Here is a 15,374-nt window from a genome sequence, read left to right as displayed (position 1 = left end):
CGGCGGCCGCGAGTTCTTTTCAGTTCCTCACAGTCGCGCGACGGGGTGCTTTCCGATCTCGGGGCCGCGCGGCCTCGCGTCCATGCCGGAGCCGCGGGGACACGCCCTGCCCGGCCCCGACTGATCGCACCCGACTCCGCGGATCGCATCATGTGCACCAGTCATACTTCGGTCATGCTTGCAGTATGACCGTCAAGTTCACGATCAGCCTCCCGGACGAGGATGCCCACGTCCTCGACGAGTACATCCGGGATCATGGGCTCCGCGGCCGGTCGGCGGGAGTCCGGGCCGCTGTCCGCCTGCTCGCGGCAGCCGGACTCGAACGGGACTACGCCACAGCCTTTGCCGAGGTCGACACAGACGACGCGTGGGATGTCACCACGGCCGACACCGAATGATCCGCCGAGCGCAGATCCACTGGGTCGATCCGGACCCGGCGCAGGGTAGCGAAGCGGCCGAGCGCCGGCCGGCAGTGGTCGTGAGCAACGACCGCGCCAACGCGACCGCCGAGAATCTGGGCAGAGGAGTGGTCACCGTCGTTCCTCTGACCACCAACACCTCACACGTCTTTCCGTTCCAGGTACTCGTGGAACCCGACGAGTCAGGGCTGACCAGAGCAGCGAAAGCTCAGGCAGAACAGGTACGTTCGGTGTCCGTGCGTCGCCTGGACACCGAACCTGTCGGAAGGCTCGGGGCGAGAACTCTCGCAGCGCTCGAGGAAGCGCTGCGGCTACATCTCGATTTGCGTTGACGGCCGCCAGGTCTGGTCGGGCGAGCGCGGGGAGTGGCTGTCGTCTTGTCGGTCGAAGCCCGTCACCCCGGTTCTCGTCGCCTGACCGGGTCGGTGGGACGGATCTCGAACCGCTCGGGGATCCGCAGCCACGCGGTGCTCACCGTCGACCAGTCCCCGACGCCGGGCCACGGTCCGGACTGGCTGTGGCGGTAGCCGCCCGCCTCGTACCGGTCGTACGGCACCTCCGACAGCCGCGGATGGGCGCACAGCAGGCCGAGCGCAGACAGGTGCACGGCGTCCCACCGCTCGGCGATCGACGGCCAGTCCGGGACGTGCGCCCCGCGGTATTCGAGCGGGTGCGCGGCGATCAGCTCGGCCCAGTCGTCGGCGGTGTCGATCCGGACGATCCGTGCGACGTCCGGGTCGAAGTGCACCGTGTAGCGGGCGGGGTCGGTCGCGCTGCGCAGGTTCTCGCCGCTGGCACCCCACGTGTCGGACGTCCCGTCGTCGAGGGGCGTCGCGGTCCAGAACGCGCCGTCGGGCAGCGCCCCGGGCCGCGCGCGGTTGCGCACCCGCGGCACGCTCAGTTCGGTGACGGCGCCCTGATGCACCTGCGGGTTGACCAGCGTGTCGCGACTCGGCGCACGCAGGGCGTCGCAGATCGCCTCGCTCATCTCACGGACGGCGGGGGAGGTGACGGGCAGATCCAGGATCTCGTTGGCGCCGTTGCCGTAGAGGTACTCGCCGACGATCCGCAGCGCATTCTCGACGAAGTCCTCGAGCGAGTCGGCCTCGACGAACTCGGTGACGGACGGCTGTGGATCCGCGGTGCGGTAGGCGCGCAGGTGCCACTGGACGAGCATGCGGCCCGGCACGGTGTCGAGCAGGTTCGCCGCCACATCGGAACACATGGTCGACATGCTGCCGCATCGGTCGCGCTGTCGACACGAACTCCGCAATCCACCGATTTCGGTGTCGGTCCTCGTCGCTGCAGGACGCCGGCATGCCTGCGGAGCTTCCTGAACTGAGCGAGTCCCGGTGATCGGAGCCTGCAGCGATCGCAGGTTGTCCTTCAGATGGTGTCGACCTCCAGTAGGTGTTCGATGCCGCGGAGATCGTCCGCGTTGCGGGTGACGAGTCGGGCGTTGTTCGCGTGCGCGGTGGCGGCAATCATCAGATCGAGTGCTCGAGGCCGAGGTTTGCGACCGTACGCGTGCACGGCCGCGGCAAGCTGTCCGTAACTTCGAGCGACACTGGCGTCGACAGGGAGTGGCTCGAACGCGCGCTCCACGGCGACCAGGCGCTGCAACCGCTGAGCGCGCTGCTGCGCGGTGGTCGCGACCAGGACTCCGAAGTGCAGTTCCGCCAGACTCACGGCGCTGATCGCGACCTCGCCGTCAATGGGCGGAACATCCCTCGCGATCAGGATGCTCGTATCGAGTACCGTCCTCACCGCGATGCCCACGGGTCCGCGATCGGGTCGTCGATCAGGTTGCGGTCTGCCTCCCACGTCGGATCGGTGTCGGTTCGAAAGATGCCGGCGACCTCGTCGAAGGCACACCACGTCTTCCGGCCGGCCGGGCCGAGGATCGCACTCGGGCGGCCGGCGACTGTGATCAGCATCGTCTCTCCCGCTTCGGCACGCTTGACGTAGTCGCTGGCGTGCTGGCGCAGTTCCTTCAACCCCACACTCTCCATACCCGATGGTAGCACTAATGCTACTTATGGACTTCGACTTCGTGCGTGGCGAGTGCCGGATTGCAGAGCTCTGTTTCGACCACCGGCGGACGGCTCGCGCGGCAAGTGGACCCGAACCGGTCTTCACCTGCCGTCGACACAGCGGACGGTCTTCCTGCCGGGCCGGCAAGGGGCTACCGTTCGCGCATGCGCGCAGCCGTGGTCGTGGCCTGCCTGATCGCGGCGACCGCGTGCGCGCCACCACCGCCGTCCGAGTCGCCGGAGCCGCCGCCACCGCCGCGCGTCGCCGTCGACCACCGCGGCCTGACCCTGGACGCAAAACCGTGGTGGCCGGCCGGGCTCAACGCGTACCAGCTCGCCTCCGACTGGGACGTCAATGGCGGCTGCGGCGCGCAGGTGGATCTGGATGCGTACTTCTCGTCCCTGCCGCCGACGTCGCTGACCCGGTTCAACGCCTTCCAGGCGCTCGCGCTGAACCGGGTCACGGGGACCCTGGACTTCTCCGCGATCGACGCCGTGTTCGCCGCCGCGGAACGGAACGGGCAGCTGGTGATGCCGGTGCTGTCCCCGCAGGACGGCGCGTGCGGCAACGAGCTGTACAAGGATCGCGCCTGGTACGAGCACGGCTGGACCGTGCGCCGGGCGCCGTACGCGGTGAGCTTCGCGGACTGGGTGCGGCTGGCCGTGGACCGATGGCGGGTCTCACCCGCGCTCGCCGCATGGGACCTGCTGGGTGAGCCCGAGCCGGGCGTGTGCGGCGACGAGGTGTGCAGCCTGCCCCGACGTTCGTGCCCGGCCGACTCGGCGCAGCTGCTGCGGTCGTGGATCGACGCGGTCGGCCGCATCGTGCGCGAGACCGATCCGCGGCACCCGATCACCCTCGGCCTGATCGGCGGGGATCAGTGCGGCAGTGCCGGGGACGGCTACGCGCAGCTCGCACAGTCGCCCTACCTCGACGTGCTGCAGTACCACGACTACGACGACGCGGCGTGGCTGCCGGTGCGCCTCGGCCAGGTGACCAAGCCGATCCTGGTGGCCGAACTCGGCATCGAAGCCGGGAGTTGCCTGTCGCTCACCGAGCGCGCCCAGCGGGTGGACGAGGCGCTGACCGGCTACCGCGAGGCCGGTGCCGCCGGTGCGCTGCTGTGGGCGTTCGTGCCCGATCCGCGCGGTGACCAGTGCACCTACGACGTCGGCCCCGGCGATCCGGTGCGTGACGTGCTGGCGCGACACGGGAGCCGCTGACCTGGGCCGTCGAGCAGTTGGTCGAGTCCTGGCCATCGACCTCTCGGGGTCGAAGAGGCTATGCCGGAGCCGAATTCAGCTGATCCGAGCGGAAATGTGCTCGACAGCGGACGCCTTTCGTTCCTGACCGGTCGTCCTGGCGAGCCCGCACCCTTCCTGCAGTGGTCCGGCTACTTCACGGCGGATGGACCTTGTCGTCTGCCGAGCCGTGCGAACTATGTCAGCCCGGACCGCAATCCCTCAGACGTGGGATCGACATCGGTGGACTTCGGGCCCGAGGATCGATATCGGAGAGACGCGCGACTACATGGATATTCGACCCTGCAGTCGACACCTAGGCTCGGACCCGGAAGGAAAAATCCAATGAGTATCGTGGCAATCGCGGCTGTGGCAGTTGCGATCAAGCAGATGGCGGAGTCGCTGAGAACCGTTTACGGCGTCCTGGACGGCGACCGGGGCGTCGCTATCGCAGTTGCAAATCACACGTCGCATGAGCTCGAAATTGCCTGGACTTCATTCGACCACGGCGGATGGGCAGAACCGCCGGATCAGATGGTTCCGCCAGGAGAAGCCTCCCTGTTCTCGGTGAGAGACAAGGGCTTCATGACAGGAACAAAAGGGTGGCTGACATACAGCATCAATGGCTCGGACCCTCAGTGTTGGGCGCAGATCTTCTGGGATAATCCCTTCTTGGGGCAAAACAAGGCGGGGTGCTGGGATTTCAACAGGGTCCCTGTAGGGGATGTCATGAAGAAGATGTTCCCCGAGGGTCTCCCGGTGAGTGCCGCGGGCTACCGGATGACCGCCATTTCGGGCACGGGAAATATTTGTCAGAACAAGTACGAGGTGTTCGAGGGGTGAATGAGACGTCCCCGATCCGACAGCGGCCCGGCGATCCGGTGCGGGGCGTGCTTCCCGGCACGGAGCCGCTGAAATGTGCCGTGTCGTCCCGCGAGTGCACGGACGTGCGCCCGGCCGTCATCTAACATCGAGCCACCGTGCGTCGGTTCGTTCGAACGTACGTGTCCGCCAAACGGATACGTCCGAGACCCGCGCGACGGAGGGCCCGCGGCCGCGGTGCTCCGGTGAAGGGGAGGAACTGCGGTATGAGGCGATCCCAGGGATTATGGTCGGTGGCGACGGTCCTGGCCGTGTCGATGTCGGCATGCTCCACCGAGTCGCCGCCGTCCGAACCGGCGGCCCCCGATTCCGCACCGGCGCACGTCGCGTCGGCGCCGGTGGAGGCCGGCGGGGTCGAGCTCACCGTGCAACTACCGGAGGGGGCGGTCACGGTCGAGGGGGCAGCGGGGGTGGCGCCGGTCGGCACCGAGTTGGTCGTCGATCCGCTCGACCCCGTCGACACCGGCGACGGCGCGGCATTGCGTTTGAGCCGGCCTGCCGCGTCGATCACCCTCGGAGGCGGGCAGCAGCCCGAGTCGGCGCTCACCGTCCGGTTCCGGATCCCGGACGGTGAGGACACGTTCGACGATCTGACCGACGATCAGCAGCCCGTGGTGGTCGCGCGCAGTGACCGCAACCCGGACGTCTCCGAGCTGCTGCCCGCAACGTGGGACGAGGCAACCCGAACACTCTCCGCCGAGACGACCCACCTGTCGGAGTTCCGCGGCGGAGTCGTCGACTTCTCCGACATGCGGCAGACCGTCGAGGAAAACGTGGAGGGCTTCTTCGGCACGTCGATCGACGAACCAGCGTGCCACGGTGAACCGGTGACGATCGGCGACGTCACCTACGATGCGATCACCCCAGGTGAGAAAGTCGTCTACCCCTGCCTGGCCGAGGAGGACGGCAAGCTCGTGGTGTCGCTGCACTCGAACTCTTCCCTCGGCTGGATCGCCCGGTCGACGCCGCCGCCCACGGAGCGGGCGGAGACCACCGAACTGTCGGTGGGCGCAGCCGGCAACTCGATCGTCTACGGATCGATCCTCGCGTCCGACGTCGGCGACGGTGCTCTGCTGCACCCGCGGGGCGTCACCGATCTGGTGTACGACACTTCCGACGTGCCACGGACGATCGACCTGCGCGTGCACGCCGCGATGTCGCTGGTCGACGCCGCCGCGCACGGCCTGTCGATGGTGTGGGGCGGGAACACACTGCTCGACATGACCAACCCCGGCGACATCGTCGCCACCTTGGACTGCATGGGCGATCCGATCACGATGGAAGGCATCGTGTCGGCGAGCGACCGGGAGGCAGGGGACCTGAGCCGCAAGGCGATCGAGTGCACCACCACCGCCGGTGGGTGGGCCGTCAAATCACCCAGCTTCTCGCCGGCCGGCACCGCGCGGGAGGCGTTGGGCAGCTTCGTCACCGGGATCGGTTCGCTGCCGAAGAGCGCCGGCTTGCTGGGGTCCATGGTGGAGGGGCTGGGCGGCGAATTCACCGGCCGCAACTCGGCGACGGTCGTCCTCCGCGCCCGCGGCGGCGATGCGGTGGACATGTCGGACGTGCCCGAGGAGGTGTACGCCATCGACCGCTTCGAACTCGACAACCAGATGACCGAACCGGTCCGCGCGGGCCGCAAGATCGGACCGTACCTGTATCAACTGTCGACCGGTGCGGACCCGGCCGTCGAAGTGTCGTACGGGTGGTCGGCCCGTACCGGCGACGAACGGTACGGCGGGGAGCACTGCCAGATCACCGTCACCCTCACCGGGCCGGAGGGGGAGCGTCACGAGGACCACAAGTCTGCCCGCTGCTCCGACGGGTACGCGTCGTCGTTCGGTGGACTGACGAAGTTTCGGGTAACCACCCCGGGCCAGTACACGCTGCGGCTGCAGGATGTCGTCACCGGTCTGAGCGCGGAGTCGACGTTCACCGTCGAGCGGTGAGACAAGGCGACGCACTCGACGCGACGGCTCGGGTCAGCTGGATGCTTCGGTCGCCGGGTGGGCCGGGAGGTGCGTGGCGGCCCAGCTGGCGAGAACCTTGAGCCGGTCCTCGGATGCGGTTGCGGGTTCGGCGGTGTAGATGGTCAGGTCCAGGACCCAGTGGTCGTCCGCGGCCAGGTCGAGGGAGTGGTAGACGAGGTCGAGCGGCCCGACCACGGGATGGTTGAACTGCTTGCTCCCGGCGTGGTGGATGCGGACATCGTGGGCCGCCCACCGGGTGCGGAATTCCTCGCTGAGCGTGGACAGTTCGCCGACGAGGTGGCGCAGGTCCTTGTTGTGGGGGTCGCGGCCGGCTTCGGCACGCAGCAGTGCGACGGTGACGTTGGCGGCGCCGTCCCAGTCCGGGAAGTAGTCCTGGGCGCCGGGGTCGAGGAACTGGAACCGGGCGATGTTGGCGGGTCTGCGGTCGTCGGTGAACAGCGGCGAGTACAGGGCACGGCCGAGCGCGTTGGTGGCGAGGATGTCCATGCGTCCGTTGCGGACGAATGCGGCGGAGGCGGTCATCGAGTCGAGCATCCACTGCACCCGCGGCCGCACCTGGGCCTGCTTGCGGGCGCGGGGTGCGCGGTGGGTGGGCCGGGCGGCGCGGGCGAGGTCGAACAGGTAGGTGCGTTCGGCCTCGTCGAGCTGCAGTGCCCGGGCGACCGCCTCGAGGACGTCTTCGGAGACGCCGCCGATGTGACCCTTCTCCAGGCGGGTGTACCACTCGGTGCTCACCCCGGCCAGCACGGCCACCTCCTCGCGCCGCAGCCCGGGGACCCGGCGGCGCCCGCCGCCGGCGGGCAGCCCGACCTGCTGCGGGGTCAGCCGGGCCCGCCGGGTGGCGAGGAAGCTGCGGATGTCGGCGCGGTTGTCCACGCCGTCCACGGTACGTCCGGTGCGTCGCCGAGGGAGGTTGCGCTTGTACCCCCCATGAACGCGACCTCCCGCGCGGGCGGTGCACGGGGTTTCATGGAAGTCGGCCCGGAGACATGCCGGACCTCGAGTTCGACCATCAAGGAGCACCGTCATGCGAGGAGCAGTCCTGCACGCCCCCGGCGACGTCCGCGTCGAGGAACGCGACCGTCCGTCCCTCGTCGAACCCACCGACGCGATCATCCGGCTGTCCGCGACCTGCGTGTGCGGCTCGGACCTGTGGCCCTACCGCGGGGTCGAGACCTACGACGGCCCGATCCCCATGGGCCACGAGTACGTCGGCGTCGTCGAGGAGATCGGCGAGGACGTCACCAGCATCGAGGTCGGCGACTTCGTCGTCGGGTCGTTCTTCGCGTCCGACAACACCTGCGAGATCTGCCGCGCCGGCTATCAGAGTTCGTGCGTCCACCGGGTGATCATGGGCATGCTCGGGTCCCAGGCCGAGTTCCTGCGGGTTCCGCTCGCGGACGGGACGCTGGTGGCCACACCGGGCATGCCCGACCCCGACCTGATCCCGTCGCTGCTGGCTGCCTCGGACGTCCTCGGCACCGGATGGTTCGGTGCGGTCGCCGCCGAAGCCGGACCGGGCAAGACCGTCGCGGTCGTCGGCGATGGCGCCGTCGGCCTGCTCGCGGTGCTCGCGGCGAAGCAGCTGGGTGCCGAGCGGATCATCGCGATGAGCCGCCACGAACCGCGCCAGCGGCTGGCCCGCGAGTTCGGTGCCACCGACATCGTCGTCGAGCGCGGCGACGCGGGCGTCGCCCGGGTCAAGGAGCTCACCGGCGGGCTGGGGGCGCACTCGGTGATCGAGGCCGTCGGCACCCAGGAGTCGATGATGCAGGCCATCCGGTCCACTCGGCCCGGCGGGCACGTCGGCTACGTCGGTGTCGCGCACGACGTGCAGCTGCCCGGCGACGAGCTGTTCTTCTCCCACGTGCACCTGCACGGCGGTCCGGCCCCGGTCCGGCAGTACCTGCCCGAACTCGTCGACCTGATCTGGAACCGAAAGATCGATCCGGGCAAGGTGTTCGACCTCGAGTTGCCACTCGGGAAGGCCGCCGAAGGCTACAAGGCCATGGACGAGCGAAGCGCCATCAAGGTCCTGCTCCGCCCCTGACCCCGACCGCCACCGACCGGCGGCCACCACCTCGAGTCTGCCGCACGGCCGACTCACAACTCATCAGGAGCCGTTCGTTCATGCCTGCCTCCCTGACCTCGGACCGCCACGACGACCACCGGGTCGCCGTGGGCAAGGTCGGCAGCGTTTCGGGCCCCGGAACCGGAGGTCGGGCGCTGGGCGTCGTGCTGAGCCTGCTCACCGTCTTCGGCCCGATCTCGATGGACCTGTACCTGCCGGTCCTGCCCGCGCTCACCGCCGACCTCGGGGCGAGCACGTCGGCCGCGCAGCTGACCGTCACCGCGTGCCTGCTCGGGCTCGCGCTCGGGCAGGTCGTCGCGGGTCCGCTCTCGGACCGGTTCGGCCGCCGTCGCCCGCTGCTGCTCGGCGTCGCTGCCTACATCGTGGCGTCCGCCTGGTGCGCGGTGAGCCCGACCATCGAGATGCTCGTCGCGGCGCGCCTGGTTCAGGGGTTGACCGGCGCGGTCGGCATCGTCATCGCCCAGGCCGCCGGCCGGGATCTGTATTCCGGCGCCCGGCTGCTGCGCTACTACGGCCGGCTGACGATCCTCGGCGGCCTGGCCGCTATCGTCGGCCCGGTCATCGGTGGACAGCTGGCGACGGTCACCGACTGGCGGGGCACCTTCGTGTTCCTGGCCGTCGTGGGTGTGGTCATCCTCGTCGCGAGTGCCGTTGTGCTGCGTGAGACGCTGCCGTCCGGCAGCCGGCGAACCGGTGGCGTGGCCGACACCGGGCGAGTGTTCCGCCGGTTGCTGGCCGACCGGGTGTTCCTCGGCGCAGTCCTCGTCACGGGGTTCGTCAACGCCGCACTGTTCGCCTATCTCAGCGGCGCCACCTTCGTGCTCCAGGGCATCTACGGCCTGTCACCGCAGGGCTATTCGTACGCTTTCGGTCTGAACTCGTTGGGATTCATGGTCTTCGGCTTCCTCGCCGGACGCACCGCGGAGCGGTGGTCCGTCCGGGGCACCCTGGTCGCCGGTCTGATCATGGTGGTGGCCGGCGCCGGTGGGGTGTTGCTCACCGCCGCTGCGGATCTGCCCCTGGCCGCGATGGTCGTCTCACTGCTCATGATGGTCAGTGGGGTGGCGGTCGCGACACCGCCGTCGACTTCCCTTGCACTGGAAAACTATCCCGACGTCGCCGGTTCGGCCGCCTCACTGCTCGGGCTGGCCCGCTTCGCATTCGGCGGCCTCACCGCACCCCTCGTCGGCCTCGCCGGTCCGGGGACCGCGGTGCCGCTGGGCGTCGTCACCGTCACCGCGGCCCTGCTCGGGGTCGGCGGCTACGTCCTGCTCCGCCGACCGGCAGCCGACGTGCCGGAACGCGCTGCGTTCACCTGACCCTTCAGCCTGCCCGGCGTCACCGCGATCCTCAGCCCGGGACTACAACCCTATGCCGTCCCGCGACACCTGAGCGCGTACCGAGACGCACTCGAACAACCCACCTATGGAGGCCCGGTGAACACGCGCAGCCGTCGCCGGGACGTTTTCATCTTCGGGCTGGTCATCGTCATTCTCGCGGTGACGACATACCTGGACCCGCCGTACGCGTAACCGCCGGCCTATCGAGCAGGTCGGTGATCGGCACCCGAGGGCGCGACGTGAGGCGTAGGAGAATTGGAAAGCTCGGCCGCGAAAGAGTCTCGGTTGGTGCACACCAGTGTCGACTCTTTGCCTGAGCGTCACCCCGACTGTCGTCAGATCCACCGCTTGTACTGCTCCACCGGCATCAACTTCGGGAAGAACTCACGTCGCAGATCCTTGATCAACGATGCATAGTTCGAGTCTTCAGTCTTTGCGGCGATGTCCAAACAGTGGAACGCGGCATTCAACGGATCAGGCTTCACCGCTGTGGAAACAACGTGCATCCCCCGTAGAGCGGCAGATACCTCGGCATTCTCGACATCATTGCCGGTGACGGTCGTGTCGATAGCCGGATCGTCGTCGAATGCCTGCCGCAGTGCCTGGGACTCGTGTTCCCCGAAAGGGTGCGGTAATGGCTCGTCCCGATCCAAGGCGGCCAGTGCCGGGCGAATCCATTCGATCTCTGCGATGCCTGCAGTGGTATATGCCCGGCGTGCTGCCCAGGCCGCGATGCGACGCAGTTTCGGGGACCGAGCACGGGTGATCGCATCGGCCAGGGGGCGGTCGAGACCGGCGATGCCCATCGCGTAGTAGTTGGCGCGGAGCTTGTCCGATGGCGGCCGCCCACCCCATCGGATGGCTTCGTCCTTCGCCCACTGGGCCATCCGGTCGTATCCGTACTTGACATAGAGAGTGGCGTCGCCGGCCGGATCGGGATCCCACCAGTTGCGCTTGGGATGGGTGACGATGCTCTGGTCCCACGCGGCATCGCACTTGTGCAACCGCGCCATCTCTCGCGGTTGCGTCGTCTGCCAAACCTGAACCAGGTAGTCTTCCGTCGGTTCGGTGACGGATTGCCCGGTGTAGGAATCACGTCCGCGGCCGAAAACCCGGAATCGATGCGGACCTCGTTTGATCGGCAGTTTCCGGAAGTCCGGAGCTTTCATTCCGTCCAGGGTGAGCACGTGTGCCGAGGCGGTGAACTCGACTGTGGCTTCCTCAATGACGCCCCATCCTTCGATACCGACCGGGGCCTCGGGTTCGCTGTCGAGGACATCGACGGTCAACCGGACCGGTCCCGAGGCGATGCCGGTCATAACCGTAGCGAAATTCGGGCCAACTTCGATGACGCTGCCGGTTTCCTCCGGCAGGTACGTTTCTCCGGTGGGTGTGCCGAGCACGAATTGGTGGTGGTCCGCGATGACGATTCCGTGTTGGATCACGACGAGACCGTATCGCGGGTGGTGACGCCCACGATTCAGGCGAGGTGTACTCGTTGCACCGGATTTCGTGACGATGGATCGACCAGCCACATCCCACCTGCGACGATCCACATTCGTCCTTCGCCGTCGTACGACACCTCCGGGTACGGCGAGAAGACAGCCAGACGGCACTTCAATGCAAAGGTGACCGGGTCGAGCACCGACAGCAGGCAGTGCCAATCACTGAGGGGGTTCGGTTCGACACTCAGGTCACCCCCGGGATGCACGACCCATACCCACGGCCCGGCCGTTCCGCCCACAGATCCCCTGATCGGAACACTCTCGACCTCACCGGCTGTCAGATCCGGCCGGATCGGTACCTGTCGTCCTCGCGGGTCGACCAATCGTCGCGGATCGTTCCCGACGAAGAACGTGCCCGTCAGCCGGGTGAGCGGGGGGCCGAGTCGGGTGTGCCCGTCCGCATCGATGACGAACAGCCTCGAGAAGTCGCCGTCGGTATCGGTGTCCGTTCCGGGGTGCAGCACACCCATAAATCCGTCTCTGCCAGGGTCCACGGCGCCTATCCGGCCGTCGAGCGGCTCGAGCTCCTGATGCCGTCCACCGGGCCACTGCAGGCTCACCGAGGTGTGCTCGCCGGTGCGTCGCCATGACAGCAACACTCCGTTGTATGCGGCAGAGCCGATGATTGGTTGCTCGTCGATCCGGACGACGGATCCGTCGAGACTGCAGCGGAAGATTCCGTCCCGTCCGACCACCCAACATCCGTCGTCGTCGGCATGTACCCAGCGGGGGCGGTGTGCAAGCCCGGCCAGAATCGCACCCGGAAAGCGGTATTCGCGCACAGTGCTCGGTTCTCGCAGTCGGATCACGGTGGGCAGTTCGCGATCGACCACCCACACATCACGGTCATGGGCGGACACTGCGGCCGGGACGATGGTCGGCCGTACCGGTGGTGGCGGCACATCGTCGAGATCGAGGTCGACCAGCACCCCGCATTCGCGAACCGCGTCCTCCGTGGGTGACTCGGCTGCCGTCGGGTTGGTGTCGTCGCGGAACACTCCGGTCGCCGCCTCCACTTCCCGGAATGTCCGGGTGCCGGGGATCGGGATCCACCGTGGGTGACGTTTCGGTTCGGTGGGAGGTTGTTCGAGCATCTGGTAATTGTCGGAGACCACTCGTGCTCGAAGGATCCGGCCCGTGGCGGAGCCGGTGGTGGCATAGCCGAGATCCCCGAACAACCGGCCGGTCAGTCGCTGCCTGCCGACCGTGGGGCGTCGGCTGTACCAGGTGGCCGTCCACCCGTCACCGCGTAGGAACAGTCGCCATTCCCACCACCGTTCCTCATCGGGAAATGCCGGCGAGGGAGCGGGTTGTCGTAGCGGGACACCGTCGTCGAGTGGTTCGACCTCGACCTCGACGGTGACGATGCTCGGATCTCCTGCGTCCGGTGGTGTCTCGGCGAACAGCAACCAGTACTGTCCGATCTCCCCGACTTCAGGTGGCGCGACCTCTCCATCGCAGATCGCCAGCTCTGTCACCAGCACCGACAGCGTCCGGTGCGGACGGACGGGCCCACGTGATGTCGGCATGCGGCCAGTGTGCCATCACACCCAGGGCCCGGACCGCAACGAACGAGGCGCTTCGGATCGAACTTCCTGTGCCGCAACAGCCGCAACAGCTCACTACCCCTCCACGTCGTCCTCAGTGGCAGGTTCCGCGTGTCCGGCAGGGTCGAAAATTCTCCCACTACTGAGTGTTGTCACCTACCAGTACTCAGTGTTACTTTGTACCGGTAGTCAGCGACACCAGGTACCGGGAGAGAGTGATGGGCAAGCAGGCGACCGAGATGCTCAAGGGAGTCCTCGAGGGCATCGTGCTCGCGATCCTCGCGACACGGCCCGCCTACGGGTACGAGATCACCGCACAGTTACGCGAGCAGGGCTTCACGGACATCGCGGAGGGCACCGTCTACGCCCTACTCGTCCGGGTCGAGCAGCGAGACCTCGTCGACGTGGAAAAGGTTCCATCCGAGAAAGGCCCGCCGCGCAAGGTGTACACCCTCAACGCGCGGGGGCGAGACCAACTCAGCGAATTCTGGAGGAACTGGAGCTTCCTCGCAGAACGTATCGAACAGCTGCACGAAGGAGAGAAGTGATCATGGCCGCCAGATGGATCGAATTCCTCACCGGATCACTCGAGCAGAAGAAGCAGTTCAGGCGGTACAAGGCTCGGATCGAGAAGCTGCCGGAACCCTACGCAAGCACCGCGAAGGCCTTCCAGCGGTACCTCACCTACTACGGTGGCCTCACCGACGGCGGCACCCTCGTGACGATGCTCGGCGACTCCGCCGACCTGTGGGAGCGCGCCGCGGCCGACGGAACTCCGCTCCGGGAGATCGTCGGCGAAGACCCCGTCGAGTTCGCCGAGACGTTCGCGCAGGCCTACACCGGCGCCGGAACGGGCACAGCCGCGTACGTGAGCTACCTGCTGCCCGGCATCCTGCTCATCACCGTCGCCTCGGGTGTTGCGTACACCTCGGTGCGACTGTTCAACGACCTGCAGGGCGGCATCGTGGAACGATTCCAGTCGATGCCGATCTCCCGGTCCTCGGTGTTGTGGTCACACGTCCTGACCTCACTGGTCGCCAACCTGACCGCACTGGCCATCGTCGTCGGGTTCGCCGTCCTCATGGGGTTCCGTTCCGGGGCAAACATCCTCGAATGGCTCACGGTCGCCGCAATCCTCACCCTGTTCACGCTGGCGCTGACCTGGCTCGCGGTCATCGCCGGCCTGTCGGCGAGCACCGTCGACGGCGCGGGGGCATTTGCCTACCCGCTCATCTTCCTGCCGTTCGTCAGCTCCGCCTTCGTGCCCACCGAGTCGATGCCGGGCCCGGTGCGGGCATTCGCCGACAACCAGCCCGTGACGTCGATCGTGAACGCGGTCCGCGACCTGCTCACAGGCCAGCCAGTGGCCGGCGACCTGTGGGTGGCCCTCGCCTGGTGTGCCGGCATCCTGGTCGCCTCGTACACCGCAGCGGTCATGATCTACCGACGCAAATTCTCCTGACCTTCATCACGGCGGAACAGTTGCAGCACGCCCCCTTGACCCTCTCCACCTGACGCCGCAACTCTCCAGACCGCTCGACCAGCCCAGATCGACGATCGAATCGCCGCGCTGCCCGCGGTCCAGAGAGCGGATCCGCATCTTCCGCCGCCCGCGCGCGAGGTGTTCTCGCACTCACTCAGCCTGCTCGAGGCGGAAAGGACGTGGCTCGCAGCGCGAGTCCGGGTACCCGATGACGGAGAAGACTGATTTCAAAAGGACCCTCGACGCCTATCAGGCACGACGGGGCAAGTTCCGCCTGGTCGACGTACCGACGATGCAATACCTCATGGTCGATGGCCGTGGCGACCCCAATACCTCGCCCGACTTCGACCGGGCAGTCCGCGCTCTGTACCCCGTGGCGTACAAGCTGAAGTTCGCCAGCAAGCGCGATCTGGACCAGGACTACGTCGTTCCGCCACTCGAGGGATTGTGGTGGGCGGACGACATGGATTCGTTTACCGCGGCGCGGGACAAATCACGATGGGACTGGACCATGATGATAATGACGCCGGACTGGATCGACCACGCGATGTTCGCCGCGGCCGTCGAACGCGCCGGGGCCGGGAATCGGCCGCAGGGCCTCGACGACGTCCGCCTCGAGACGCTTCGCGAAGGCCGATGCGTGCAGACACTGCACGTCGGCCCCTTCGACGACGAAGCTGACGTACTCGCGCAACTTCACGAAGAGTTCGTCCCGGACAACGAATTGCGCCTGACCGGAAAGCATCACGAGATCTATCTCACCGACTTCCGCAGGACCGCGCCCGACCGACTGCGCACCATACTCCGACAGCCGGTCGCCCCAATCCTCTGACACCGAAC

General features: G+C 67.4%; 16 protein-coding genes. 10 read left to right on the top strand and 6 right to left on the bottom strand.

The features are described 5' to 3' along the window. The first annotated feature begins 185 nt into the window (after positions 1-185). Together OEY_RS0107800 and OEY_RS0107795 are read left to right on the top strand one after the other, a co-directional pair. Positions 186-398, top strand: a complete 213-nt coding sequence (locus OEY_RS0107800; protein ID WP_010593327.1) for a ribbon-helix-helix protein, CopG family — start codon at positions 186-188, stop codon at positions 396-398. After that, on the top strand, positions 395-751 hold the full coding sequence (locus OEY_RS0107795; RefSeq protein WP_010593326.1) for a type II toxin-antitoxin system PemK/MazF family toxin: 357 nt from the start codon (positions 395-397) through the stop codon (positions 749-751). The genes OEY_RS0107800 and OEY_RS0107795 overlap by 4 nt, the downstream gene beginning before the upstream one ends. 62 nt (positions 752-813) lie before the next feature. On the opposite strand, the gene OEY_RS0107790 is transcribed toward OEY_RS0107795, so the two are convergent. The 3 genes from OEY_RS0107790 to OEY_RS0107780 form a co-directional block, all read right to left on the bottom strand. Then, positions 814-1,644, bottom strand: a complete 831-nt coding sequence (locus OEY_RS0107790) for a hypothetical protein (RefSeq protein ID WP_237713731.1) — start codon at positions 1,642-1,644, stop codon at positions 814-816. A gap of 161 nt (positions 1,645-1,805) precedes the next feature. Beyond that, positions 1,806-2,198, bottom strand: coding sequence for a type II toxin-antitoxin system VapC family toxin (locus OEY_RS0107785; RefSeq protein WP_010593324.1), 393 nt, complete (start codon positions 2,196-2,198; stop codon positions 1,806-1,808). After that, positions 2,183-2,431 carry a type II toxin-antitoxin system Phd/YefM family antitoxin gene (locus OEY_RS0107780; RefSeq protein ID WP_029539937.1) on the bottom strand — a complete coding sequence of 83 codons (249 nt, stop codon included), beginning with the start codon at positions 2,429-2,431 and terminating at the stop codon, positions 2,183-2,185. Before OEY_RS0107780 ends, OEY_RS0107785 begins: the two co-directional genes overlap by 16 nt. Positions 2,432-2,617: 186 nt before the next feature. Between OEY_RS0107780 and OEY_RS0107775 the strand changes: the two genes are divergently transcribed. From OEY_RS0107775 to OEY_RS0107760, 3 genes are all read left to right on the top strand, one after another. Continuing rightward, a complete protein-coding gene (locus OEY_RS0107775) occupies positions 2,618-3,676 on the top strand; it encodes a mannan endo-1,4-beta-mannosidase (RefSeq protein WP_010593322.1) in 1,059 nt (352 codons plus the stop codon). Between the two features lie 363 nt (positions 3,677-4,039). Then, positions 4,040-4,537 carry a hypothetical protein gene (locus OEY_RS0107770; protein ID WP_010593321.1) on the top strand — a complete coding sequence of 166 codons (498 nt, stop codon included), beginning with the start codon at positions 4,040-4,042 and terminating at the stop codon, positions 4,535-4,537. A gap of 245 nt (positions 4,538-4,782) precedes the next feature. Continuing rightward, positions 4,783-6,525, top strand: coding sequence for a hypothetical protein (locus OEY_RS0107760; protein ID WP_157179996.1), 1,743 nt, complete (start codon positions 4,783-4,785; stop codon positions 6,523-6,525). A 33-nt stretch (positions 6,526-6,558) separates the two neighbouring features. Here OEY_RS0107760 and OEY_RS0107755 read toward each other — a convergent pair whose 3' ends face one another. After that, positions 6,559-7,452: a helix-turn-helix transcriptional regulator gene (locus tag OEY_RS0107755; protein ID WP_010593319.1), complete on the bottom strand. Its 894-nt coding sequence runs from the start codon at positions 7,450-7,452 to the stop codon at positions 6,559-6,561. Positions 7,453-7,594: 142 nt separating this feature from the next. Here OEY_RS0107755 and OEY_RS0107750 point away from each other — a divergent pair, with 142 nt between their 5' ends. Then, complete coding sequence (locus OEY_RS0107750) at positions 7,595-8,617, top strand: zinc-dependent alcohol dehydrogenase family protein (protein ID WP_010593318.1); 1,023 nt, start codon at positions 7,595-7,597, stop codon at positions 8,615-8,617. Positions 8,618-8,697: 80 nt separating this feature from the next. Beyond that, positions 8,698-9,978, top strand: coding sequence for a multidrug effflux MFS transporter (locus tag OEY_RS0107745; RefSeq protein WP_010593317.1), 1,281 nt, complete (start codon positions 8,698-8,700; stop codon positions 9,976-9,978). 356 nt (positions 9,979-10,334) lie between these two features. Here OEY_RS0107745 and OEY_RS0107735 read toward each other — a convergent pair whose 3' ends face one another. Both OEY_RS0107735 and OEY_RS0107730 read right to left on the bottom strand, forming a co-directional pair. Next, positions 10,335-11,444 carry a hypothetical protein gene (locus tag OEY_RS0107735; protein WP_010593316.1) on the bottom strand — a complete coding sequence of 370 codons (1,110 nt, stop codon included), beginning with the start codon at positions 11,442-11,444 and terminating at the stop codon, positions 10,335-10,337. Between the two features lie 35 nt (positions 11,445-11,479). Then, complete coding sequence (locus OEY_RS0107730) at positions 11,480-13,033, bottom strand: hypothetical protein (RefSeq protein ID WP_237713730.1); 1,554 nt, start codon at positions 13,031-13,033, stop codon at positions 11,480-11,482. A 236-nt stretch (positions 13,034-13,269) separates the two neighbouring features. Here OEY_RS0107730 and OEY_RS0107725 point away from each other — a divergent pair, with 236 nt between their 5' ends. The 3 genes from OEY_RS0107725 to OEY_RS0107715 all read left to right on the top strand — a co-directional run bounded on the left by OEY_RS0107725 (position 13,270) and on the right by OEY_RS0107715 (position 15,366). Beyond that, on the top strand, positions 13,270-13,599 hold the full coding sequence (locus OEY_RS0107725; RefSeq protein WP_010593314.1) for a PadR family transcriptional regulator: 330 nt from the start codon (positions 13,270-13,272) through the stop codon (positions 13,597-13,599). 2 nt (positions 13,600-13,601) lie between these two features. Next, positions 13,602-14,513 (top strand): ABC transporter permease, encoded by a 912-nt coding sequence (locus tag OEY_RS0107720; protein WP_083846949.1) that lies wholly within the window; start codon positions 13,602-13,604, stop codon positions 14,511-14,513. A gap of 229 nt (positions 14,514-14,742) precedes the next feature. Further along, positions 14,743-15,366: a GyrI-like domain-containing protein gene (locus OEY_RS0107715; RefSeq protein WP_010593312.1), complete on the top strand. Its 624-nt coding sequence runs from the start codon at positions 14,743-14,745 to the stop codon at positions 15,364-15,366. The last annotated feature ends 8 nt before the right edge of the window (positions 15,367-15,374 follow it).

This window comes from Rhodococcus sp. P14, assembly GCF_000256505.1.
GTDB lineage: Bacteria > Actinomycetota > Actinomycetes > Mycobacteriales > Mycobacteriaceae > Rhodococcus > Rhodococcus ruber.
This window is presented reverse-complemented; position numbering and strand designations above follow the sequence as displayed.

What these genes read in the sequence shown, in the direction of transcription:
- OEY_RS0107800 (WP_010593327.1), top strand. Translation starts at nt 186, where the DNA reads ATGACCGTCAAGTTCACGATCAGCCTCCCGGACGAGGATGCCCACGTC.
- OEY_RS0107795 (WP_010593326.1), top strand. Translation starts at nt 395, where the DNA reads ATGATCCGCCGAGCGCAGATCCACTGGGTCGATCCGGACCCGGCGCAG.
- OEY_RS0107790 (WP_237713731.1), bottom strand. Translation starts at nt 1,644, where the DNA reads ATGTGTTCCGATGTGGCGGCGAACCTGCTCGACACCGTGCCGGGCCGC.
- OEY_RS0107780 (WP_029539937.1), bottom strand. Translation starts at nt 2,431, where the DNA reads ATGGAGAGTGTGGGGTTGAAGGAACTGCGCCAGCACGCCAGCGACTAC.
- OEY_RS0107775 (WP_010593322.1), top strand. Translation starts at nt 2,618, where the DNA reads ATGCGCGCAGCCGTGGTCGTGGCCTGCCTGATCGCGGCGACCGCGTGC.
- OEY_RS0107770 (WP_010593321.1), top strand. Translation starts at nt 4,040, where the DNA reads ATGAGTATCGTGGCAATCGCGGCTGTGGCAGTTGCGATCAAGCAGATG.
- OEY_RS0107760 (WP_157179996.1), top strand. Translation starts at nt 4,783, where the DNA reads ATGAGGCGATCCCAGGGATTATGGTCGGTGGCGACGGTCCTGGCCGTG.
- OEY_RS0107750 (WP_010593318.1), top strand. Translation starts at nt 7,595, where the DNA reads ATGCGAGGAGCAGTCCTGCACGCCCCCGGCGACGTCCGCGTCGAGGAA.
- OEY_RS0107745 (WP_010593317.1), top strand. Translation starts at nt 8,698, where the DNA reads ATGCCTGCCTCCCTGACCTCGGACCGCCACGACGACCACCGGGTCGCC.
- OEY_RS0107730 (WP_237713730.1), bottom strand. Translation starts at nt 13,033, where the DNA reads ATGCCGACATCACGTGGGCCCGTCCGTCCGCACCGGACGCTGTCGGTG.
- OEY_RS0107725 (WP_010593314.1), top strand. Translation starts at nt 13,270, where the DNA reads ATGGGCAAGCAGGCGACCGAGATGCTCAAGGGAGTCCTCGAGGGCATC.
- OEY_RS0107720 (WP_083846949.1), top strand. Translation starts at nt 13,602, where the DNA reads ATGGCCGCCAGATGGATCGAATTCCTCACCGGATCACTCGAGCAGAAG.
- OEY_RS0107715 (WP_010593312.1), top strand. Translation starts at nt 14,743, where the DNA reads ATGACGGAGAAGACTGATTTCAAAAGGACCCTCGACGCCTATCAGGCA.